This window comes from Thauera sp. K11 (assembly GCF_002354895.1).
Classification (GTDB): Bacteria; Pseudomonadota; Gammaproteobacteria; order Burkholderiales; family Rhodocyclaceae; genus Thauera; species Thauera sinica.
The window spans coordinates 2152724-2175466 of record NZ_CP023439.1; the positions used below are offsets into that span (position 1 = coordinate 2152724).

General features: G+C 68.8%; 7 protein-coding genes. 3 read left to right on the forward strand and 4 right to left on the reverse strand.

Annotation, left to right across the window (positions count from 1 at the left end; genetic code table 11):
* Positions 1–15: 15 nt before the first annotated feature.
* The 3 genes from CCZ27_RS09325 (at position 16) to CCZ27_RS09335 (ending at position 1346) form a co-directional block, all read left to right on the forward strand.
* Positions 16–285, forward strand: coding sequence for a hypothetical protein (locus CCZ27_RS09325; RefSeq protein ID WP_096447575.1), 270 nt, complete (start codon positions 16–18; stop codon positions 283–285).
* 55 nt (positions 286–340) lie between these two features.
* The gene (locus tag CCZ27_RS09330; RefSeq protein WP_096447577.1) at positions 341–541 is read left to right on the forward strand and encodes a DUF2905 domain-containing protein; all 201 of its coding nucleotides are present in this window, start codon (positions 341–343) and stop codon (positions 539–541) included.
* A gap of 352 nt (positions 542–893) precedes the next feature.
* On the forward strand, positions 894–1346 hold the full coding sequence (locus tag CCZ27_RS09335) for an H-NS family nucleoid-associated regulatory protein (RefSeq protein ID WP_096447579.1): 453 nt from the start codon (positions 894–896) through the stop codon (positions 1344–1346).
* 43 nt (positions 1347–1389) lie between these two features.
* On the opposite strand, the gene CCZ27_RS09340 is transcribed toward CCZ27_RS09335, so the two are convergent.
* The 4 genes from CCZ27_RS09340 to CCZ27_RS09355 all read right to left on the reverse strand — a co-directional run bounded on the left by CCZ27_RS09340 (position 1390) and on the right by CCZ27_RS09355 (position 22122).
* Positions 1390–2730, reverse strand: coding sequence for an HlyD family type I secretion periplasmic adaptor subunit (locus CCZ27_RS09340; protein ID WP_096447581.1), 1341 nt, complete (start codon positions 2728–2730; stop codon positions 1390–1392).
* On the reverse strand, positions 2723–4435 hold the full coding sequence (locus CCZ27_RS09345; RefSeq protein WP_096447583.1) for a type I secretion system permease/ATPase: 1713 nt from the start codon (positions 4433–4435) through the stop codon (positions 2723–2725). The genes CCZ27_RS09340 and CCZ27_RS09345 overlap by 8 nt, the downstream gene beginning before the upstream one ends.
* Before the next feature lie 70 nt (positions 4436–4505).
* Complete coding sequence (locus tag CCZ27_RS09350; protein WP_096447585.1) at positions 4506–5150, reverse strand: PEP-CTERM sorting domain-containing protein; 645 nt, start codon at positions 5148–5150, stop codon at positions 4506–4508.
* A gap of 133 nt (positions 5151–5283) precedes the next feature.
* Positions 5284–22122: a PKD domain-containing protein gene (locus tag CCZ27_RS09355; RefSeq protein WP_096447587.1), complete on the reverse strand. Its 16839-nt coding sequence runs from the start codon at positions 22120–22122 to the stop codon at positions 5284–5286.
* Between the last annotated feature and the right edge of the window lie 621 nt (positions 22123–22743).

Here is a 22743-nt window from a genome sequence, read left to right on the forward strand (position 1 = left end):
CAAGATCGAGATCCAATGAAAAGCCACGCCACGGAAAAGATCCTGCCAGAAAACCCGCGCTTCCATCTGCCGAAAGGGGACGGCCTGTTCCTGCCCATTCCTTTCCTCTTCGTGACCGAGCGGATGCAGGGAGACATCCTGAGCGAGCGCGCGGTGATCCTCGGCTCGCTCCCCTCCCCCGCGCGCGAACAGCAGATCAAGATCTTCGAGCGTTACGATCCGAAATCGAGCTTCGACGCCTTCCAGGACATCCTGCGCCTGTTCGGCGTCGAGCAGGAAAGCTGACGGAAAGACCCAAGCGGCGGCATGCAGCCGCCCGGCGCGTGCCCGAGGGCCGACCATGCAGCGCTTCCTGATCCTCATCGGCCTCGTCTTCATCGCCGCCGGCCTGTCATGGCCGTGGCTGTCCCGCCTGCCCTTCGGTCGCCTGCCGGGCGACATCTCGATCGAGCGGGACGATTTCAGTTTTCATTTTCCGCTGATGACGGGCGTGCTGCTGTCGCTCGTACTGACCTTGCTGCTCTGGTTGTGGAGAAAATAGCGCGCAGCCACGCGGCGGTGGCGCAGGCGGCCGCCGACCGGCCCTGAAGAACGGCGTCGCGTTTCAGATCGATCCACTGGATGGATGGCGGCTCGAAGCGGCCTCGCAACGTGCGCACGGCGGCGGTAGAATACGCGCTTCGACGCCGGCAGGCCGTGCCGCAGGATCGGGGCACTGGATGTCGGCAAGGGTCCAGCCCTGATCGCGTCGGGTCCCCATGACCTTGCCTCCGCTTCCTTCCGCATGGGAGCGGCAACGCCTCATCTGCTTTTCGGACATTCATTTTTTCGGCCCGTGCCACGGCGTCCGGCCTTGCCGCGCGCAATCGCGGATCACTGCTGATCAGACAACCATGCCATCCCGCGTCAGCCCATCCCTGCGTCAATACACACAAGAAGAACTCCAGGCCCTGCTGCAGGCGATCAAGGACGCAATCGCAGCAAGAGAGGCCGCAGCGGAAGAACGCCCGGCGGTGCGCCCCGCCCACCTCACGTCTCCGGAAATGGCCGGCGAAGCGCCACGGATCGCTCCCGCGCTTCCCCCCGCGGATGAATCCGCCCGCACGCCCGAGCCCCGGTCCGTGGCAGCGGCAGCGGCCGCCGACGCCCCGGTGCCGGGCGAATCCGCCACCGCCGGACAGCCGCTCCCGCCCCCCGAGGTCAGATACATGCACCCCTCGAACCGCAACATGACCTGGTCGGGCGAAGGGATGCGACCGGAATGGATCGACGCCTACCTGGCTCAGGGCGGCTCCTGGATCGCGCTGCGGAACGCCGCCGAAAAGCTCGCGCCCCGCAAGCGCTGAAGCGCGCTTCCTTTTCCGGGGCCCGGCGTCGATGGCGCGGCGCTCAGCGCTCGCGCCAGGCCTTGTCGAAACTGGTTGCGATGGGATCGAGCAGATAGGCGAGGAAGGTCCGTTCCCCGGTGCGGACGAACACGTCGGCAAACATCCCCGGCTGGATCTTCTGTCCTGCGAGACGGGCAAGCTCGGTTTCCGGCACCTCGATGCGGACGAGGAAGTAGCTCTGGCCGCTGCGTTCGTCCTCGATGACGTCGGCCGACAGGTAGGTGACCGAACCTTCCAGTTCGGGCAGGGTGCGCTGGTCGAAGGCGGACAGCTTGATGCCGGCGGAAAGCCCGGGCCGTATGCGGTCCACGTCCTGGGGGCGGACTTTCGCTTCTATCATCAAGCGGTCGTCCCCGGGAACGATTTCCAGCAGCACTTCGCCCGGCGCCACCACGCCGCCCTCGGTATGGGTCTTGAGGCCGGTGACCGTGCCCGCCACCGGCGAGCGCAGCTCGGTCTGCGCCAGTACGTAGTCGGCGGCCTGCATGCGCTCCAGGTAGTCGAATATCTCCGTCTGCACCTTGCGCAGTTCTTCGGTCACTTCTTCATTGAAGGTCTTGCGCACCTGGAACTTCTGCAGTTCCCGCTCGCTGATCGTCGACCTCGCCGATGCGATGTCCGAGGCATGTTCCGCGCGCTCCCCCTCGAGACGGGCGATTTCGCGCTCCAGGTTGCGATATTTCGTCTTCTCCACCATGCCCTTGCTGAGCAGATCGGTGAGCCCCGCCAGTTCCGTGCGAAGGCTTTCGAGCTGTGTTTCCTTGGCCTTGCGCAGACCGGCCAGGCCCTCGATCGCAGCCTGGGTGGAGGCGATCTGCTTGTCGAGGATACCCAGATGGCCGAGGATCGATGCCCGCCGTGCGGCGAACTGCGACTGCTGGGTCTGCAGCAGTCCGGCGATGCGGGTGTCGTCGCGCCGCCCCATCAATTCGGCCGGCCACACGATCTCGGCGCGGCCGTCGCGTTCGGCGACGAGGCGCGCCTGCAGGGCGAGCGCCGCGTCGTACTGGGTCTGGAGCACGCCCTGCGAGGCCCCGGCACGGGTTTCGTCGAGGCGGATCACCACGTCGCCGGCCTGGACCTGGTCGCCGTCGCGTACCAGGATCGCCTTGATGACACCGCCTTCCTGGTGCTGGATCTTCTTGCGGTTGCCGGCGACCTTGACGATGCCCGACGCGATCACCGCGCTCGACAGCGGCGCCAGCGACGACCACAGCACGGCGCCGCCGAAGGTCGCGGCCAGGATGGCGATGCCGATCCGGCGCCAAAGCCGCAACTGCGCAGTGGCCTCGGCGTCGCCGATCACCAGGCCGGGCGGACGCGAATGGGCGAGGTCAGGCATGGCCGGCTCCTGCGGTGTCGGGGACGGGCCGGGCGACCACCCGCCGGGTGATCTGCGGCATGACCTCGGCGGTCGCCCCCAGGCTGGTGACCTGCCCGCGCTGGACGACCATCAGCAGGTCGGTTCCACCGAGCACGGCGGGGCGATGGGCGATCACGATCACGGTGCGCCCCGCCGCGCGCAGCACGTCCATGGCCTGGCGCACCGCGCTTTCGCCTTCGGCATCGAGGTTGGAAGTCGGTTCGTCGAGCACGATCAGCGCCGGCCTGCCGTAGAAGGCGCGGGCCAGGCCGATGCGCTGGCGCTGCCCGCCGGACAGGTTGATGCCGCCCGGGCCGATGTGCGTGTCGTAGCCGCGCGGCAGTTCGAGGATGACCTGATGGGCGCCGGCCAGTTGCGCGGCCTCGACCACCTTGTGCGGATCGGCCTCGCCGAAACGGGCGATGTTCTCGGCGACCGTGCCGGGAAAAAGCTCGATGTCCTGCGGCAGGTAGCCGATATGGGGGCCGACGTGTTCGCGCGCCCAGTCGGCGACGTTCGCCCCGTCCAGGCGCACGATGCCGGAAAGCGGCCGCCACACGCCCACCGCCAGCCGCGCCAGCGTGGATTTGCCGGCGGCGCTGGGGCCGGTGATGCCGAGGCAGGTGCCGGCTTCGAGCGTGAAATTCAGGTCCTGGATGGTGGGCTTGCGATGCTCGGGCGGGGCACCGGCGACGTTCTCGAACGTCACCCGGCCGGCCGGCGCGGGCAGCGGCATCGCCGGCGCGGGTTCGGCGCTGCCGCCGAATTCCTTGAGCAGGCGGGCATGCGCCTGGCGGGCCTGCACGAAACCCCGCCAGCCGCCGATGCCGGCCTCGACCGGCGCCAGCCCGCGGCCCATGACGATGGAGGCCGCGATCATCACGCCGGCCGTGGTCTGTTCCTCGATCACCAGCCAGGCGCCGACGCCGAGGATGGCGATCTGCAGCAGGAAGCGCATCGCCTTGGCGATGGCCGAGATGTCCCCGGCACGGTCGCTCGCCCTGCCCTGCAGGCCGAGGCCGAGTTCGTGGCGCCTGCGCCAGATCGCGGTCAGGCCCGGCAGCATGCCCATCGCCCTGACCGCTTCGGCGTTGCGGGCGCTGATCTCGGCGAAGCGGGTGCTGGCCGCCAGTTCCTCACCGGCTTCGGCCAGCGGCGCGCGCGTGGCGCGTTCGTTCCACAGCCCGAGCGCGAACAGCACGACGGCGCCCAGCAGGGCGACGTGGCCGAGCATGGGGTGGAGGACGTACACCAGCCCGAGATAGACCGGTATCCACGGCGCATCGAGCAGATGCAGGATCTGCGCGCTGGCGAGAAAGCCGCGCAGGGTATCGACGTCGCGCAGCGCCTGGCCGTTGCGTCCGGCCGACAGCGTGCGGGCGAACACCTGGCCGGACAAGTGCGCGTCGAAGCGCGCCCCCATGCGCACCAGCATGCGCGTGCGCACGACCTCCAGCGCCGCCAGCGTCGCCAGGCAGCCGGCGGCGAACAGCGTCAGGTACAGCAGCGTGGATTGGCTGTGCGAGGCCAGCACGCGGTCGTAGACCTGCAGCATGTAGATCGACGAGGTCAACATCAGCAGGTTGATGAACAGGCTGAAGAAGGCGATCTGCTTCAGTACCGCCTTCGCGCCGTCCGTGGCGCGACGGAAAGGCGTCTCCAGCTTGGCAGTGGCACCCGGCATGGCAAGCCCTCGGCGGCTCCGGGGCCGGCACTGCGGCCCCGGGCGCGGGAAGTCGAACGAAGGGTGCGGTTCAGGCCGTCGCTTTGCGGCGGCGTCCGGCCAGTGCGGCGGCCAGGCCGGCGATGCCGAGAAGCGCGAGCACGCCGGGTTCGGGCACCGGGTTGACGGACGTCCGCTGGCCGTCGATCGCGAAGGCGAGGTCGAACGCGTCCTCCGTCCAGTCGTCGCCGTCGTCGCCGCGCCAGTGGCTGGAGCCGTCGGGAAGGCCCGTCTGCCAGAACCACTCGGCGTCTTCGTTGCCGACCGACAGCAGGTAGGTGATCCCGCCCGCCAGGGAGAACGACAGGCCGTCGATCCAGTAGCGGTAGAGGGGGTTCTGGCCGTCGTCGTGGATCGCCGGATCCGCCAGTTCCCGATTCACCGCGCCCAGGTAGGTGACCAGCGGCGCGGCGCCCCCCGCCAGCGAATCGAAGAGACGGACCACGAATCCGTCCGGGCCGGCCTCCGTCCCCCACCAGGCGATGCCTTGCAGTTCGCTGTCGCCGCCCAGGACGAACGTGTCTCCGTTCTGGTAGCCCACGCTGTTGGCCGAGAGAAAGCCCGGTCCGCCGTCCGCGGGGCGTTGCTGGACCAGCACGGCAGCGGATGCGGGCGCAGCCAGCGCTGCGACCAGGACTGCGGCGGCACCCAGTTTCTTCAGGGTAGTGGGCAACATGCGACCTCCGGTAAGGGTTTCTGCCTGACGCTCAAGCAAGATCGGCGCCAGATATAAAATCAATTGCTTTCAATGGCTTGTGTTCCAGCCGGGGCGGGACCGTCAAATACGCCGACGCGCCCGCCCCGCTGCATCAAAGATCGAGCGGGTTCGGCTGCAATGTCCCCACCGGCTGGAACTCGAACTCCACCCAGTTCACCAGGAAGTCGCTGCCATGGAGCCCGGCACCGTCGGCATAGACGCCGGTGGCGAAACCGCCCCCCGCGCCGGCGTAGGCGCCGAACACGAAGTCCGTCCCGTCGTAGGCCCCGGCGCTGATTTCGACGGCGGTGAAGTCCGCCGTGGAATCCAGGCTCACGGTCTTGCCGCCGGTGGTCGAATCGGCGACGAACGTGGCTTCGTCCACCACGTTGCCGCTGGCGTCGAGCAGGCGCAAACGCCCGCTTTCGGCATGGAGCGTGCCGTCATCGTTGAGGTAGAAGCGCGACAGATCGACGGTGACCTTGCTCGCGGCCTGTCCCAGTTCGATGCGCAGCACTTCGCGGCCGTCGATTTCCTGCCGCACGCTGCTGGTGGCGGCGGACTGGCCGCTGACGCCCAGGTCGCCGGAGTAATGATCGACGCCGGCGAGCGTGGTGGCGTTCGTTCCGCTGAAATTGACCGCGCTCCACGCCTCGCCCGCATCGGTGGCATCGGCCTTGTGGACGATGGCGGAGACCTTGTCCCCCAGCCAGGCGTCGGCGATCGCGTTCGGATTGCCCGAGGTGACCCGCGTCGGCGCCTCGCCGATGCGCACCGTCTCCGGCGGCAGCACGTTCCCTTCGACGGTGACCGACTTGCTGCCGGCGACGAAGCTGCCGTCCTCGTCGGTGACGCTGAGGGTGATGCCGTAATTGCCGTCATCGGCATAGGTGTGGCTGGCGTTGCCGCCGAGCGCGGCGAACTCGGTGGCGGTGAAGCTCTGCACCGTGCCATCGCCCCAGTCCAGCGTGTAGGCGGTGACGGTGTCCGCGCCCGGATCGACCAGCGCGCCGAAGTTCAGCACGTAGGCGCTGCCTTCATCGACGCTGCCGGCGCCGCCCAGCGCCACGGTGGGCGCGACGTTATGGACGGTGACGGCCTTCGCCAGGCTGTGGCTGCCGCCGTCGCCATCGCTGACGGTGACGACGATGCTGCGCGCGGTGGCGTTGACCGGGCCGTCCTCGTCGTCGGCGAAGACGTGGGCGACGTTGCCGCCGAGCGCGGCCAGTTCGGCCGCGGTGAGCGTCTGCACGGCCGAGCCGTCGCCCCAATCGATGGTGTAGCTGAGCGGATCGGCGGCGCCGGCCGGGTCGGTGGCGGCGATGGCGAGCACGTAGCTGCCGCCCTCGTCGATATCGTCGGCGCCGGACAGGGCCAGCACCGGCGCAACGTTGGCGACGGTGACGGTCTTGCTGCCGGCGATGAAGCTGCCGTCCTCGTCGGTGACGCCGAGGGTGATGCCGTAGCTGCCGTCGTCGGCATAGACGTGGCTGGCGTTGCCGCCGAGCGCGGCGAACTCGGCGGCGGTGAAGCTTTGCACCGTGCCGTCGCCCCAGTCCAGCGTGTAGGCGGTGGCGGTGTCCGCGCCCGGATCGACCAGCGCACCGAAGCTCAGGACGTAGGCGCTGCCTTCATCGACGCTGCCGGCGCCGCTCAGCGCCACGGTGGGCGCGACGTTGGCCACGGTCACGTCGAAGCTGTCGCTGACGCTTTCGCCCGCTTCGTCGGTGAGGGTCACGGTGACGGTGCGGGTGGCGTCGCCATCGGCGTAGCGGTGGGACAGCTCGATGCTGCGGACCGGGGTGGTGCCGGTAACGACCGTGCCGTCGCCGTAGTCGATGCTGTAGCTCCAGCCCGCCGCACCGTTGTCCTCGCCGTCGCTGAAGACGATGCTGCGGGTGAAGGTTTCTCCTTCGTCGATGGCGGCGTCGGCGCCGGCCTCGAAGGACAGCGTCGCCGTCGGCGCGGTGATGGAGACGGTGCGCGTGGCCACGCCGGCATGGGTGCCGTCCTCGTCGGCGAGGCTGACCGAGATGGTGTAGTCGCCGGTGCCGGCGTAGGTGTGGGTGACCTCGCCCGCGCTGTCGAAGACACCGACGGTGCCGTCGCCCCAATCGACGACGTAGGCGGTCACGGTGTCGAGGCCCGGATCGCTGACCGCGCCCAGCGTCAGCGCGTAGGCAGTGCCCTGCACCTGGCCGGCTGCGCCGGACAGGGCCAGCGTGGGTGCGACGTTATGGACGGTGACGCTGCGGCTCTGCTGCGCAACCCCGCCATCGCCGTCGCTGGCGGTGACGGTGATCGTGCGCGCGGTGGCATTGACCGGGCCGTCCTCATCGTCGGCGAAGACGTGGGCGACGTTGCCGCCGAGCGCGGCCAGTTCAGCCGCGGTGAGCGTCTGCACGGCCGAGCCGTCGCCCCAGTCGATGGTGTAGCTCAGCGGGTCGGCGGCGCCGGCCGGGTCGGTGGCGGCGATGGCGAGCAGGTAGCTGCCGCCCTCGTCGATGTCGTCGGCGCCGGACAGGGCCAGCACCGGCGCGACGTTGGCGACGGTGACCGACTTGCTGCCGGCGACGAAGCTGCCGTCCTCGTCGGTGACGCTGAGGGTGATGCCGTAATTGCCGTCATCGGCATAGGTGTGGCTGGCGTTGCCGCCGAGCGCGGCGAACTCGGCGGCGGTGAAGCTCTGCACCGTGCCGTCACCCCAGTCCAGCGTGTAGGCGGTGGCGGTGTCCGCGCCCGGGTCGACCAGCGCACCGAAGTTCAACACGTAGGCGCTGCCTTCATCGACGCTGCCGGCGCCGCCCAGCGCCACGGTGGGCGCGACGTTATGGACGGTGACGGCCTTCGCCAGGCTGTGGCTGCCGCCGTCGCCATCGCTGACGGTGACGACGATGCTGCGCGCGGTGGCATTGACCGGGCCGTCCTCGTCGTCGGCGAAGACGTGGGCGACGTTGCCGCCGAGCGCGGCCAGTTCGGCCGCGGTGAGCGTCTGCACGGCCGAGCCGTCGCCCCAGTCGATGGTGTAGCTCAGCGGATCGGCGGCGCCGGCCGGGTCGGTGGCGGCGATGGCGAGCAGGTAGCTGCCGCCCTCGTCGATGTCGTCGGCGCCGGACAGGGCCAGCACCGGCGCGACGTTGGCGACGGCGACGGTCTTGCTGCCGGCGATGAAGCTGCCGTCCTCGTCGGTGACGCCGAGGGTGATGCCGTAGCTGCCGTCGTCGGCATAGACGTGGCTGGCGTTGCCGCCGAGCGCGGCGAACTCGGCGGCGGTGAAGCTTTGCACCGTGCCGTCGCCCCAGTCCAGCGTGTAGGCGGTGGCGGTGTCCGCGCCCGGATCGACCAGCGCACCGAAGCTCAGGACGTAGGCGCTGCCTTCATCGACGCTGCCGGCGCCGCTCAGCGCCACGGTGGGCGCGACGTTGGCCACGGTTACGTCGAAGCTGTCGCTGACGCTTTCGCCCGCTTCGTCGGTGAGGGTCACGGTGACGGTGCGGGTGGCGTCGCCATCGGCGTAGCGGTGGGACAGCTCGATGCTGCGGACCGGGGTGGTGCCGGTGACGACCGTGCCGTCGCCGTAGTCGATGCTGTAGCTCCAGCCCGCCGCGCCGTTGTCCTCGCCGTCGCTGAAGACGATGTTGCGGGTGAAGGTTTCGCCTTCGTCGATGCTGGCATCCGCGCCGGCCTCGAAGGACAGCGTCGCCGTCGGCGCGGTGATGGAGACGGTGCGCGTGGCCACGCCGGCATGGGTGCCGTCCTCGTCGGCGAGGCTGACCGAGATGGTGTAGTCGCCGGTGCCGGCGTAGGTGTGGGTGACCTCGCCCGCGCTGTCGAAGACACCGACGGTGCCGTCGCCCCAATCGACGACGTAGGCGGTCACGGTGTCGAGGCCCGGGTCGCTGACCGCGCCCAGCGTCAGCGCGTAGGCAGTGCCCTGCACCTGGCCGGCTGCGCCGGACAGGGCCAGCGTGGGCGCCACGTTATGGACGGTGACGCTGCGGCTTTGCTGCGCAACCCCGCCATCGCCGTCGCTGGCGGTGACGGTGATCGTGCGCGCGGTGGCATTGACCGGGCCGTCCTCGTCGTCGGCGAAGACGTGGGCGACGTTGCCGCCGAGCGCGGCCAGTTCAGCCGCGGTGAGCGTCTGCACGGCCGAGCCGTCGCCCCAGTCGATGGTGTAGCTCAACGGATCGGCGGCGCCGGCCGGGTCGGTGGCGGCGATGGCGAGCAGGTAGCTGCCGCCCTCGTCGATGTCGTCGGCACCGGACAGGGCCAGCACCGGCGCGACGTTGGCGACGGTGATGGTCTTGCTGCCGGCATTGGCGTGGGTGCCGTCCTCGTCGACCAGTGCGACCGAGATGGCGTAGTCGGTCCCACCCGTGCCGCCGTCCTGATAGACGTGGGTGCGTGCCGACTGCGCCGCGATCTCGGCGGCGGTGAAATTCTCCACCGTGCCGTCGCCCCAGTCGATCCGGTACTGGGTCACCGTATCCAGACCCGGATCAACGATGGCACCCAGTTCGAGCGTGTAGGGGCTGCCTTCGTCGACGCTGCCGGCGCCGCCCAGCGCCACGGTGGGCGCGACGTTATGGACGGTGACGGCCTTCGCCAGGCTGTGGCTGCCGCCGTCGCCATCGCTGACGGTGACGACGATGCTGCGCGCGGTGGCGTTGACCGGGCCGTCCTCGTCGTCGGCGAAGACGTGGGCGACGTTGCCGCCGAGCGCGGCCAGTTCGGCCGCGGTGAGCGTCTGCACCGCCGAGCCGTCGCCCCAGTCGATGGTGTAGCTCAGCGGGTCGGCGGCACCGGCCGGGTCGGTGGCGGCGATGGCGAGCACGTAGCTGCCGCCCTCGTCGATGTCGTCGGCGCCGGACAGGGCCAGCACCGGCGCGACGTTGGCGACGGTGAGGGTCTTGCTGCCGGCATTGGCGTGGGTGCCGTCCTCGTCGACCAGCGCGACCGAGATGGTGTAGTCGGTCCCGCCCGCACCGCCGTCCTGATAGACGTGGGTGCGTGCCGACTGCGCCGCGATCTCGGCGGCGGTGAAATTCTCCACCGTGCCGTCACCCCAGTCGATCCGGTACTGGGTCACCGTATCCAGACCCGGATCGGCGATGGCGCCCAGTTCGAGCGTGTAGGGGCTGCCTTCGTCGACGCTGCCGGCGCCGGCCAGCGCCAGCGTCGGCGCCACGTCGTACACATGCACGCCACGGCTGCCGGCATTGACCCAGGTGCCGTCCTCATCGACCAGGTCCACCTCGATGGTCTGGTTGGCGTCGCCGTCCGCATAGACGTGGGTGACGATGCGGTCGGCCGGCAGATCGGCGGCGGCGATGGTCTGTTCGCTGCCGTCGCCCCAGCGGATCACGTACTGCTGCACGGTGTCCGCACCCGGATCGCTGGGCGTGAAGAGGGTCAGCGCATAGGGGCTGCCCTCGGCCACCGACGGGTTGCCGCCCAGGGAAATGGTCGGCGCGACGTTGTTGACCTGCACGGTGAAGCTGTCGCTGCCCTGCTGGCCGTCGTCGTCCACCGTGACCGTGACTTCGTAGCCGGCCGCGTCGTCGGCGTAGGTGTGGCCGATGACGAAGCTGCTCTGGCCGGCGGCGACGTAGCCGCTGGTGGTCTGGCCGTCGCCCCAGGTCACGGTGTAGCTGCGGCCGGCGGCGCCCTGGTCGGTGGGGTCGTCGAAACTGATGATCTTCTGGAAGTAGCTGCCTTCGAGCACGGTGACGTCGTTGCCGGCATCCACCGTGATGACCTCGGCGGGCGCGGCCACGGTGATGGACTTGGTGCCGGCGTTGCTGTGGACGCCGTCCTCGTCGACCAGCGTCACGCGGATGGTCTTGCCGCCCGCGGCCGTGTAGCTGTGAGTGACGATGCCGCCCGGCGGCAGTTCGGCGGCGGCGATGATCTGCGGATCGCTGCCGTCGCCCCAGTCGATGCGGTATTCGGTGACGGTGTCCGTGCCGGGATCGTAGGGCGTGCCCAGGCCGAGCGTGTAGACCTCGCCCTGCACCACGGAATTGCCGCCGAACGGCGCGATGGTCGGCGCGACGTTGGCGACGGCGACGTCGAAGCTGTCGGTCTCGATGCTGTTGGCCTGGCCTTGCTGGTCATCGACGGTGACGGTCACGGTGTAGCTGCCGTCATCGGCATAGACGTGCGAGATGCCGGGATTGGCCGAGCTGGTGGAGAACACCGTGTCGGGCGAGCCGTCGCCCCAGCTCACCGTGACGCGGTGGCCTTCGGGGTCGGGGTCGCCGATGGCGATGGTGTGATAGAACCACGTGCCTTCCGCGGCCGTGTCGTTGGCACCCGCTTCCAGCCGCGGACCGTCGTTGACGTTGGCCAGCGTGATGTTGGTCGCCACCGGCGTGGCGGCAAAGGCGACGCCGTCCGAGCCGGTCCACAAGAACTGGTCGAGGCCGAAGAAGTCGGTCTCGCCCTGGTAGGTCAGGAGGCCGCCCTGCAGCGCGCTCAGGCCGATTTCCTGGCCGGGCACGATCGCGACGCCATCCAGCCGCAGGATGCCGTTGGCCGGCAGCGTGGTGATGCGGATGGCCTGCAGGCTCTGGCCGTCCTCGTCGCTGAAGCCGGCCTCGAACAGCGCGTAGTCGAGCACGATGACCGCTTCTTCCAGGCCGTTGACGCTCACGTCGGTGATTTCCGGCGCGGTGTTGCTGAAGCGCTGCAGGCGGATGTCGTAGCTGTCGCTGCCGCCGTCGGGCACGCCGTCGCCGTTGCCATCCCCCGAATAGGTGTAGCCGCTGTAGGCGACCACGAAGCCACCGTCGGGCGTCGCGGCGATGGCGGGTTCATACTGGGTGGAGGGCGTGTAGTTGTTGACCCGCGTCTCGCCATCGACTGCACGGCCGGCAGCGTCGTACTGCTGCACGAAAACGTCGTAGCCACCGCTCGACGCGCCGTAGGCGTCGGTCCAGGTCACGACCCAGCCGCCATTCTCCAGTCCCACGACGTCGGGCTGGTACTGGGTGCTCGACACCGTCGTATTGACGCGGAACTCGGCGCCAAGCTTGGCGCCGGCGGCGTCGAAGCGCTGGCCGTAGATGCCGGTGCTGGACAGGTCCTGCCCTTCGGATTCCCACACCACGACGAAGCCGCCGTCCTTCAGCGCGGCGACGGCCGGATTCTGCTGCGCGCCGGTGATGTAGGCATTGGCCTGGAAGGCGCCGCCCACGGCGTTGCCGGAGGCGTCGAACACCTGGCCGAACACGCCCTGGCCGTTGCCGTCCGTGCCGCTGGTATCGGTCCACACGACGACGAAGCCGCCATTGTCGAGCCAGGTGATGTCCGGCTGCGACTGGTAGATGAAGGTGCTGCCGAGCGACGGGTTGGCGCGGGTCTCGGCGCCAGCCGGGTTGCCGCCGGCATCGTAGCGCTGGAAGAAGATGTCGGCGTATTCGGTGTTGCCGGCGCTGTAGGCGTCGTGATACCAGGCGACGACGAAGCCGTCGTCGGCGTCGGCGGCAATGCTGGGCTGGTACTGGTTGCTCGACGTCGTCGTGTTGATGCGGAACTCGCCGCCGATGGCGCTGCCGTCGGCAGCGTAGCGCTGGCCATACACGCCGGCGCCGCTGCCGTCCTGGCCGTCCGAGCGCCAGACGACGGCATAGCCGCCGCCGGCCAGTCCGACCACCTGGGCCTCGTACTGGCCGCCGGCAGTGGTGGTATTGACGCGGAATTCGCCGCCGACCGGGTTGTCGTCGGCATCGTAGCGCTGGCCGTACACACCCCAGGTGCTGGTGGCGTCCTGGCCGTAGGACTGCCACACGACGACGTAGCCGCCGTCGGCCAGCACGGCCACCGCGGGCGCGCTCTGCTCGTTGGCGACCGTGGTATTGACAGTCTTCTCGAGACCATGCGGCACTGCGCCGTCGGTTTCCGCGACGACGTCGATCCGCACCGTACGCGCCACCGAGGCACCGCCGTCACCGTCGGTGACGCGGATGGAAACCGTCCGGCTGGCGATGGGGTTGGAGACGGTGTTGGCGTAGGTCAGGTTCTCGATCACACGCTCGACCGCCTCGCTGGTGGCATTGGCGTTGAACATCACGGTCAGCTTGGCGCCGTTCTGGCCGTTGCTGACGATGGTGCCGATGATCGTGCCCTCGAAGCTGACGGTGGTGCCGGACACGCCGATCTCGTTGGTGCCCGCGCCCTGGTTGCGGATGCCGAGCTGGTCCTGGTGGTCCAGCCCTTCCAGGCCGAGCTGGTCGAGCGCGCCGTAGCCGGTCAGGTAGTCGACCTCGAGGATGCCGCCGTCGAAGTCGGCGGAGTCGGCGTCGAACAGGCCCACGCTCGGGTCGATCAACTGCGGCGCCGTGTTGATCAGGTTTTCACGGAAGACGACGCTGGTGGCGACGTCGACCAGTTCCGGATTGGCGCTATGGGCGAAGTCGCCCGGAGACCCGAACAACTGTTGATAGACGTTGTGCGAACCGGTGCCGTAGTCGTAGTCGCGCCACACCGTCACGAAGGCGCCATTGTCCAGCCCGAGCACGGCCGGCAGGTTGGCGTTGCTGTTGTTGTCGAGGGTGTCGACCCGCAGCGGATGGTCGATGCGCGCACCGGCGGCGTCGAACTGCTGGGCGTAGGTCCGCGAATCGTCGTTCCAGGCGACGACGAAACCGCCGTGCGACAGCGCCGACACCGAGGGCTGGTACTGGTTGCCGCTGGTCCCGGTATTGACGCGGAATTCGGCGCCGACCGCGTTGCCGGAAGCGTCGTAGCGCTGGCCGAAGACACCGGCGCCGCTGCCGTCCTGGCTGTCGGAACGCCACACGACGACGAAGCCGCCGTCGGCCAGCACGGCGACGTCGGGTTCGTACTGGTTGTCGGCACCGTGGCTGTTGACCTGGAACTCGGCGCCGAGCGCGCTGCCGTCGGCGGCATAACGCTGGCCGAACACGCCGTAGCCACTGCCGTCCTGGCCTCCGTCGCCACGCCACACGATGACGAAGCTGCCGTCGGCGAAGGCAGTGATCGCGGGCGTGCCCTGGTAGCTGTTCTCATAGCCGGCACTGGTATTGGCCCGGGTTTCGGCGCCGAGCTTGTTGCCGGCCGCGTCGAAGCGCTGGAAATAGACGTCCTGGTAGGTGCCATCCTGGTAGTAGCTGTACCAGGTGGCGACGAAGCCGTCGGCCAAGCCGGCCACCGCGACCGCGCTTTGCTCGTTCTGGGCACCGGTGTTCACCTGGAACTCGCCACCCGCCGGCACGCCGCTGGCATCGAAGCGCTGGCCGAAGACGCCCCAACTGCTGCCATCCTGCCCACTGGATTGCCACAGCACGACGTAGCCGCCGTCACCCAGGCCGGCCACCGCGGGCGCGCTCTGGCCGTTCGGCGTATAGCTGTTGACCTGGAATTCGCTGCCTACCGGCACGCCCTTGGCGTCGTAGCGCTGGCCATGCACGCCGTCGCCCCAGCCGTCCTGGCCGCTCGAGGTCCATACCACAACGTAGCCGCCGTCGGCGAGGCGGGCGATGGCCGCTTCGTCCTGGGTGCCGGGCTCGAAGGTGTTGACGCGCTCGTTGGCGAACAGCGGCTGGGCGCCGTCGGCATCCGGCGTGACGTTGATGGTCACGATCTTGGGCACGCTGGTGCCGCCGGCGCCGTCCGAGACGCTGATCGCGATGCTGCGGCTGGCGACCGGCGCGGACGAGGTGTTGGCGTAGGTCAGGCTCTCGATCAGCTTTTCCACCGCCGTCGGCGTGGCGGAGGCGTTGAAGCGGATCACCAGGTCGGCGCCGTTGGCACCGGCACTGAGAATGGTGCCGATGACGGTACCGCCGTAGCTCACCGTATTGCCCGCCACGCCGATCTGGTCCGCTCCGCTGCCCTGGTGGCGTATGCCGAGCTGGTCCTGCGCGGGCACGTCTTCCGGCAGTTGTGCGTAGGTGATGCTGCCGTAGCCCGAAACGACGCTGACCCACAGGCTGCCGCCGTCGAAGTTGGCGGAATCGGCGTCGATCAGGTTGACGCCCGGATCGATGATCTGCGGCGCCGCATTGACCAGCGCCTCGCCGAAGGTCACGGAAGAGGCCAGGTCGAGCAGCTCCGGCGCGGCCGAGCGGGTGATCGAGCCGGCCTCGCCGAGCAGTTGGTGGAACACGCCGTAGGTACTCGCGGTGCCGCCCTGCTCCTGGTTGTAGCCGGCCCACGCGACGACGAAGTTGCTGCCCCCCAGCGCGGCGATGGCGGGCTGGTATTGCGTGCTGTCGGTGGTGCTGTTGACCAGGAAGGTGCCGTCGATCTTGTTGCCGGCGAAGTCGAACTTCTGCGCCACGATGTCGTAGCCGCTACCGCCCAGGCTGTAGTAGCTGTCCCAGGTGACGACGAAACCGTCGCCCACCACGGCGACGCGCGCATGGTTGCTGTAGTTGGACGACGTATCCGCCGTGCTCACCAGCAACTCGCCGCCGGCCTTGCCGCCCGAGGCGTCGAAGCGCTGCGCGTACACCGCGCTGTTGTAGTGCCACACGGCGACGAAACCGCCGCCCGGCAGGCCCGCCACGTCCGGCCCCTGCTGGTTGCCGGTCTCGGTGGTATTGACCTTGATCTCGCCGCCAAGCTTGCTGCCGTCGGCGGCAAAACGCTGCGCGACGATGCCGTAGCCGCTGGCATCGCCGCTGCTGTCGGTCCAGATCGCGACGAAGCCGCCGCCTTCGAGCGCGGCCAGCCGCGGCTGGGACTGGGTATTGGACACCTGCGTATTGAGCGTGAATTCGCCGCCGAGCGGCGTGCCGTCGGCCGCGTAGCGCTGGCCGAGCACGTCGTAGTAGCTCCCGCCGGTGTTGTTGTAGTAGCTCGAATAGGCGATGACGAAGCTGCCGTCGGCCAGGCCGAGCACGGCGGGTTCGTCCTGGGTGCTGGAGGTCGAGGTGTTGACCTGGAATTCCCCGCTCTGCGGCGTGCCGTCCGCACCGTAGCGTTGCGCATAGACGCCGTAGCCGCTGCCATCCTGGTTGCTGCTGGCCCAGACGACGACGAAGCCGCCATTCTGCAGGCCGGCGACCGTCGGCTGGTTCTGCTCGTTCAGGGTGTGGCTGTTGACCTGGAACTCGGGTCCGATGGCGCTGCCGTCGGCGGCGTAGCGCTGGGCGAACACGCCCTGGCCGCTGCCGTCCTGGCCGCCGGCCGACACCCAGGCGATGACGTAGCCGCCGTCGTTGGCGCCGAACAGGCGCCCCACCGCGGGGCTGCCCTGGTCGCCGGCCTCGTAGCCGTTGCTCTGCTGCTGGCCGAGCAGGAACTGCGGAGCGGCGGGATCGGCTTCGGGCGCGATCTGGATGACGACGTCGCTGTTGCCGCTGGCAACGTTGGCGGCGTCGCGCACGTTGATCCGGATCGTGCGGTTGGGATTGGGGCCGTCCGAGGTGTTGCTGTAGACCAGGTTCTCGATCACGCGCTCGATCGCCTGCGCGGTCGCAGCGCCGTTGAAGACGATTTCCAGGCCGGCGCCATTGACGCCGTCGAGGCCGGCACTGACGGTGCCGATGACGCTTCCTTCGTAAAGCACGGTGCTGCCGGAAAGCCCGACTTCTCCGGCGCCGCTGCCCTGGTTGCGGATGCCGAGCTGGTCGTCGACGCGGCCGGTGGAGCTGAGGTAGCCGACGGTGAGCTTGCCGCCGTCGAAACCGTTGCTGCCGTTGTAGTCGAGCGCCACTGCGCCATCGATCAGCACGCCGGCCTGGGCCTGGCTCTCTCCGATCTGCAGCGTGGTCTCCACGTCATCGAGCACCAGCGCGGGCAGCGAGGGGCTGCTGCTCTGGATGCGGATCTGCACGGTGGTGGCGTCGCTGACGCCGCCGTCGCCATCAAACAGACGGAAAGCCAGGTAGCGGTCGGTGGTGCCGGTCGGCGGCGTGCTGTTCTGGTAGCTGACGTTCTCGATCAGCGCGCGCACCGCGGCCGCGCCGGCATTGGCGTTGAGGCTCACCAGCAGGGTCGCGGCGCCGCTGCCGCCGCCGCTGAAGGTGCCGATGACCGTGCCGCCGTAACTCACCGTATTGCCCGCCACGCCGATCTGGCCGGCGCCGTTGCCCTGGTGGCGGATTGCCAGCGCTTCGCCGGCGCTGGCGCCGTTGAGCAGTTGCACGGCCAGTTGGCCGCCGGCGAAATCGGCCGAATCGACGTCCATCACCGCGACGTCACCGTCGATGATCTGCGCATTGCCGGCGTACAGGGGGCTTGCCGCGTCGCTCGTCAGCGTCAGCAGGGTGCGCACGTCGTCGATGAGCGGCGCCGCACTGTTGCGCACGAAGTCCGCCGCGTCGCCGAAGATCTGCTGGCGGATGTCGTAGCCGTTGCCACCGCCGGCGCTGGTGCCGTAGTCGGCATAGACGACCACGTAGTTGCCGTTGCCGAGGTCGGCGACGGCAGGCTGGTACTCGGTGCTGTTGGTGGCCGACGACAGCTTGCGCTCGTCATCGACAGGCAGGCCGGTGGCACCGTATTCGCGCAGGTAGACGTCGCCCGTGGTGCCGCTGCCAGAAACGTCGTAATTGTCGTTGTACCAGGTGACGACGAAGCCGCCGGTGGACAATGCGGTGACGTCGGCCTGGTACTGGCCGCCGTTGGTGCTCTGGTTCACCAGGAATTCGCCGCCGGCCTTGCTGCCGTCGGCATTGAAGCGCTGCCCGAAGACGCCCCAGCCCGAACCGTCCTGGCCGTTGGCGGGCCAGATGACGACGAAGCCGCCGTCGACCAGCGTGGCGACGTGCGGGCCGTTGCCGCCCGAACTGCTGCTCTGGCTGCCGGCGGTAGTGGTGTTGACGAGGAAGGTACTGCCGAAGGTGCCGGTCGCACTGTCGTAGATGCGGCCGAACACCCCGTCGCCGCTGCCGTCGTTGCTGCCGCTGTCGTTCCAGACCACGATCAGATCGCCGCCGGCGCGGGCGGCGACGTCCGGCTGGTATTGCGCGCCCGGCTGCGCCGTGGCCGCGCCGGGCACGGTGCTGACCCGGGTCTCGCCGCCAGCCGGCGTGCCGGCGTTGGTGAAGCGCTGCACGTAGATGTCGAAGCTGCTGCCACCGCTCTGGCTGGAACTCCAGACCACGGCGTAACCGCCGTCATAGGCGGCAACCGCGCCGCCGGACTGGTTGCCGTTGGTCGTGGTGTTGGCGACGAAGTTGCTGCCGAGGGCGCTCCCGTCGGCCGCGAAGCGCTGGCCGATGATGCCCCAGCCCGAACCGTCGGCGCCGCCGGTGTCCTGCCACACGACGACGAAGCCGCCGTCGGACAGGGCAGCCGCGCGCGGCTGCTCCTGCATGCCGGAGACCGCGTCATTGATGCGGAATTCGGCGCCCAGCGGCGTGCCGTTGCTGGTGAAGCGCTGGCCGTAGATGCCGTCGCCGGAACCGTCCTGTCCGCTGGACTGCCACATGACGACGTAGCCGCCGTCAGCCAGCACGACGATCTCGGGTTCGCTCTGCGTGCTCTCGACGTAGCTGTTGACCCGCTCTTCCCCATGCACCGCGGCAGCGGTATCGAGGTCGAGCGCAATGTTGATATTCACCGTGCGGGCCGCACTGACGCCGCCGTCGCCATCGGCGATGCGCAGCCCGATCGTGCGCGTCTGGCCCGGCTTGTCCGCGGTGGTGGCATAAGTCAGGTTCTGGATCAGCGCCTCGACCGCATCGACGGTAGCCGCGGCATTGAACAGCACCGCGAGGTTGGCGCCGTCGGCGCCATCGGCGCCGGCCGCGATGGTGCCGATGACGATGCCGCCGTAGCTCACCGTGTTGCCGGCGACGCCGATCTGGCCGGCGCCGTTGCCCTCGTGGCGCACGCCGAGCTGATCGGTGGCCTCGCCATACTGGACGTAGAAGAGGTCGAGCCGCCCGCCGCCGAAGTCGGTCGAATCGAGATCGACCAGGCTGACCGCGGCATCAATGAGTTGCGGCGCGGTGCTGGCCGCAACCTCGCCAAAGCTGACGGTGGCGGCAAGGTCGGTCAGCACCGGCGCGGCACTGGTGCGCGCCAGCGCCGCGGCGTCACCGAAGACGTTCTGGAAGATCTCGTAGGTGTTGTTGCCGCCGTTGGCGGTGGGCTGGTAGGCCGAATAGACGACGACGAAGTTGCCGTCGCCGAGGTCTGCGATGGCCGGCTGGAAGACCTGGTTGCTGCCGGTACTGCTCGGGCCGGTGAGCTTGCGTTCGCCATCGACCGGCACGCCGGCGCCGTCGTACTCGCGGATGTAGACGTCGTTGTAGGAACCGCTGCCGGAGACGCCGTAGCCATCGTTGTGCCAGGCGACGACGAAGCCGCCGGTGGACAGGGCGGTGACGCTGGCCTGGTACTGGCTGCTGGTGGTGCTTTCGTTGATGCGGAACTCGCCGCCGGCCTTGCTGCCGTCGGCATTGAAGCGCTGCCCGAAGACACCCCAGCCCGAACCGTCCTGGCCGTTGTCGGGCCAGACCACGACGAAGCCGCCGTCGGCCAGCGCAGCGACGCGCAGCCCGTAGCCGGCCGAACTGCTGCTTTGGCTGCCGGCGGTGGTGGTGTTGACGAGGAAGGTGTCGCCGAACGCACCGGTGGCCGGATCGAACAGGCGGCCGAACACGCCGTCGCCGTTGCCGTCGTTGCCGTTGCTGTCGTTCCAGACGACGATCAGCCGGCCGTCCTGCAGCGTCGCGACGTCCGGCTGGTATTGCGCGCCCGGCTGCGCCGTGGCCGCGCCGGGCACGGTGCTGACCCGGTCTTCGGCGCCGACCGGCGTGCCGGCGTTGGTGTAGCGCTGCACATAGATGTCGAAGCTGTTGCCACCGCTCTGGCTGGAACTCCAGACCACGGCGTAACCGCCGTCATAGGCGGCGACCGCGCCGGCGTACTGGGTGCTGCTGGTCGTGGTGTTGGCGACGAAGTTGCCGCCGAGGGCGCTCCCGTCGGCCGCGAAGCGCTGGCCGATGACGCCGTAGCCCGAACCGTCGGCACCGCCGGTGTCCTGCCACACGACGACGAAGCCGCCGTCGGACAAGGCCGCCGCGCGCGGCTGCTCCTGCGTGCCGGAGACCACGTCATTGATGCGGAATTCGGCGCCCAGCGGCGTGCCGTTGCTGGTGAAGCGCTGGCCGTAGATGCCGTCGCCGGAACCGTCCTGTCCGCCGGACTGCCACACGACGACGTAGCTGCCGTCGGCCAGCACGACGATCTCGGGCTCGTACTGCTGGTTGCCGGTGTAGGTATTGATCCGCTCTGCCGTGTGCACCTCGGGCGCACCGTCCAGCTCCAGCGTGACGTTGATGGTCACCTGCGAAGAAGCGGAAGCGCCGCCGTCGCCGTCGGAGACACGGATGCCAACCGTGCGCGAAGCCGCCGGGCTTTGCGACGTGCTGGCATAGGTCAGGTTCTGGATCAGCGCCTCGACCGCGGCGGCGGTGGCATTGGCATTGAGCGCGATGGAAAGATTGCTGCCGTTCTGGCCGCCGCTGATGGTGCCGATGGCGACGCCGCCATAGGTGACGGTGCTGCCCGCAACGCCGATGTGGCCCGGCGCGCTGCCCTGGTGGCGCACGCCGAGCTGGTCGGTGGTTTCGCCGTACTGGGTGTAGAAGAGATCGATCACGCCGCCGTCGAAATCGGCCGAATCGACGTCATGGAAGCTGACCGCGGCATCGATGACCTGCGGCGTGGCATTGACGAGGTTTTCGGCGAACGTCACCGAGCCGGTGAAGTCGCCCAGTTCGGGGTTGGCCTGGCGGAAGAAGTCCGCCTCGTCGCCGAAGATCTGCTGGCGGATTTCGTAGCTGTTGTCTCCGCCGTTGGCCGTGGAGACGTAATCGGCATAGGCGACGATGTAGTTGCCATTGCCGAGGTCGGCGATGGCCGGCTGATACTCGGTGCTGTTGGTGGCCGACAGCAGCTTGCGCTGATCGCCGGCCGGCAGGCCGTCGCCGCCGAATTCGCGGACATAGACATCCGCGGAGGTTCCGCTGCCCGAGACGTCGTAGTTGTCGTTGTACCAGGTGACGACGAAGCCGCCGGTGGACAGGGCGGTGACATCGGCCTGGTACTGGCCGCCGTTGGTGCTCTGGTTCACCAGGAATTCGCCGCCGGCCTTGCTGCCGTCGGCATTGAAGCGCTGCCCGAAGACACCCCAGCCCGAACCGTCCTGGCCGTTGGCGGGCCAGACCGCGACGAAGCCGCCGTCGGCCAGCGCGGCGACGCGCGGCCCGTAGCCGGCCGAACTGCTGCTCTGGCTGCCAGCGGTGGTGGTGTTGACGAGGAAAGTGTCGCCGAACGCGCCGGTGGCCGGATCGAACAGGCGGCCGAACACGCCGTCGCCGTTGCCGTCGTTGCCGTTGCTGTCGTTCCAGACGACGATCAGCCGGCCGTCCTGCAGCGTCGCGACGTCCGGCTGGTATTGCGCGCCCGGCTGCGCCGTGGCCGCGCCGGGCACGGTGCTGACCCGGTCTTCGGCGCCGACCGGCGTGCCGGCGTTGGTGTAGCGCTGCACATAGATGTCGAAGCTGTTGCCACCGCTCTGGCTGGAACTCCAGACCACGGCGTAACCGCCGTCATAGGCGGCGACCGCGCCGGCGTACTGGGTGCTGCTGGTCGTGGTGTTGGCGACGAAGTTGCCGCCGAGGGTGCTCCCGTCGGCCGCGAAGCGCTGGCCGATGACGCCGTAGCCCGAACCGTCGGCACCGCCGGTGTCCTGCCACACGACGACGAAGCCGCCGTCGGACAGGGCCGCCGCGCGCGGCTGCTCCTGCGTGCCGGAGACCACGTCATTGATGCGGAATTCGGCACCCAGGGGCGTGCCGTTGCTGGTGAAGCGCTGACCGTAGATACCGCCGCCGGAACCGTCCTGTCCGCTGGACTGCCACATGACGACGTAGCCGCCGTCGGCCAGCACGACGATCTCGGGCTCGACCTGATTCCCAACGGTATAAGTATTGATCGGTTCTTCGATAGCAATCGGCATCTCTTCACCTCATCAGCAAGTTGGTCAGCCTCTCTTCGGCTGCGGCTCGGGACGCCGCAGCAACTTTCAAGCCCGATAATTAAAACTATAAAAATCAATGGCTTGAAATGTTAAATCTGTGTGAATGTAAAAAAACCCGACGGCGTTTGATCCGATACGGGTATTACATTTCATTTTTGTGAAAAAGGAACAAGCACAGCAGCGGAAAAAGGACGGCGCGATGGCGGGCATCTCTCATCCCGCAACGGGCGCCCCTGTCTCAGGCAGTCCAGCAGCGGAAGATGGAGCGGAACGTCCTGGTAGAGGCTGCGGGCTTTTTCGTCCGACGGTGGTGCAGGACACCGACGCCTGCCCCGCTCGACGAGCGCCGTCACGGCTGCGCGCCGACTAAACGTACAGTGGGCGAGTCGGTGGTGCTGGAGGGGGAGGCGGAGATTCTGGTGCCGTCGCGGGACTGAAGAAGCCGGTGCGCGGGCGCGCCTGGCCGCTGGTGCCTGGCGTGCTGCGCCGGGCGTTCCGGTCAGTCAGTCTTTCGCTGCTACGCGAGTGGGGGGCGCTTGCGTGGCGTAGACACGCCAACGCCCGATCCTCTGTGTGGAGGTATCGGGCGTTGTGCGGGGC

What these genes read in the sequence shown, in the direction of transcription:
- CCZ27_RS09325 (WP_096447575.1), top strand. Translation starts at nt 16, where the DNA reads ATGAAAAGCCACGCCACGGAAAAGATCCTGCCAGAAAACCCGCGCTTC.
- CCZ27_RS09330 (WP_096447577.1), top strand. Translation starts at nt 341, where the DNA reads ATGCAGCGCTTCCTGATCCTCATCGGCCTCGTCTTCATCGCCGCCGGC.
- CCZ27_RS09335 (WP_096447579.1), top strand. Translation starts at nt 894, where the DNA reads ATGCCATCCCGCGTCAGCCCATCCCTGCGTCAATACACACAAGAAGAA.
- CCZ27_RS09340 (WP_096447581.1), bottom strand. Translation starts at nt 2,730, where the DNA reads ATGCCTGACCTCGCCCATTCGCGTCCGCCCGGCCTGGTGATCGGCGAC.
- CCZ27_RS09345 (WP_096447583.1), bottom strand. Translation starts at nt 4,435, where the DNA reads ATGCCGGGTGCCACTGCCAAGCTGGAGACGCCTTTCCGTCGCGCCACG.
- CCZ27_RS09350 (WP_096447585.1), bottom strand. Translation starts at nt 5,150, where the DNA reads ATGTTGCCCACTACCCTGAAGAAACTGGGTGCCGCCGCAGTCCTGGTC.
- CCZ27_RS09355 (WP_096447587.1), bottom strand. Translation starts at nt 22,122, where the DNA reads ATGCCGATTGCTATCGAAGAACCGATCAATACTTATACCGTTGGGAAT.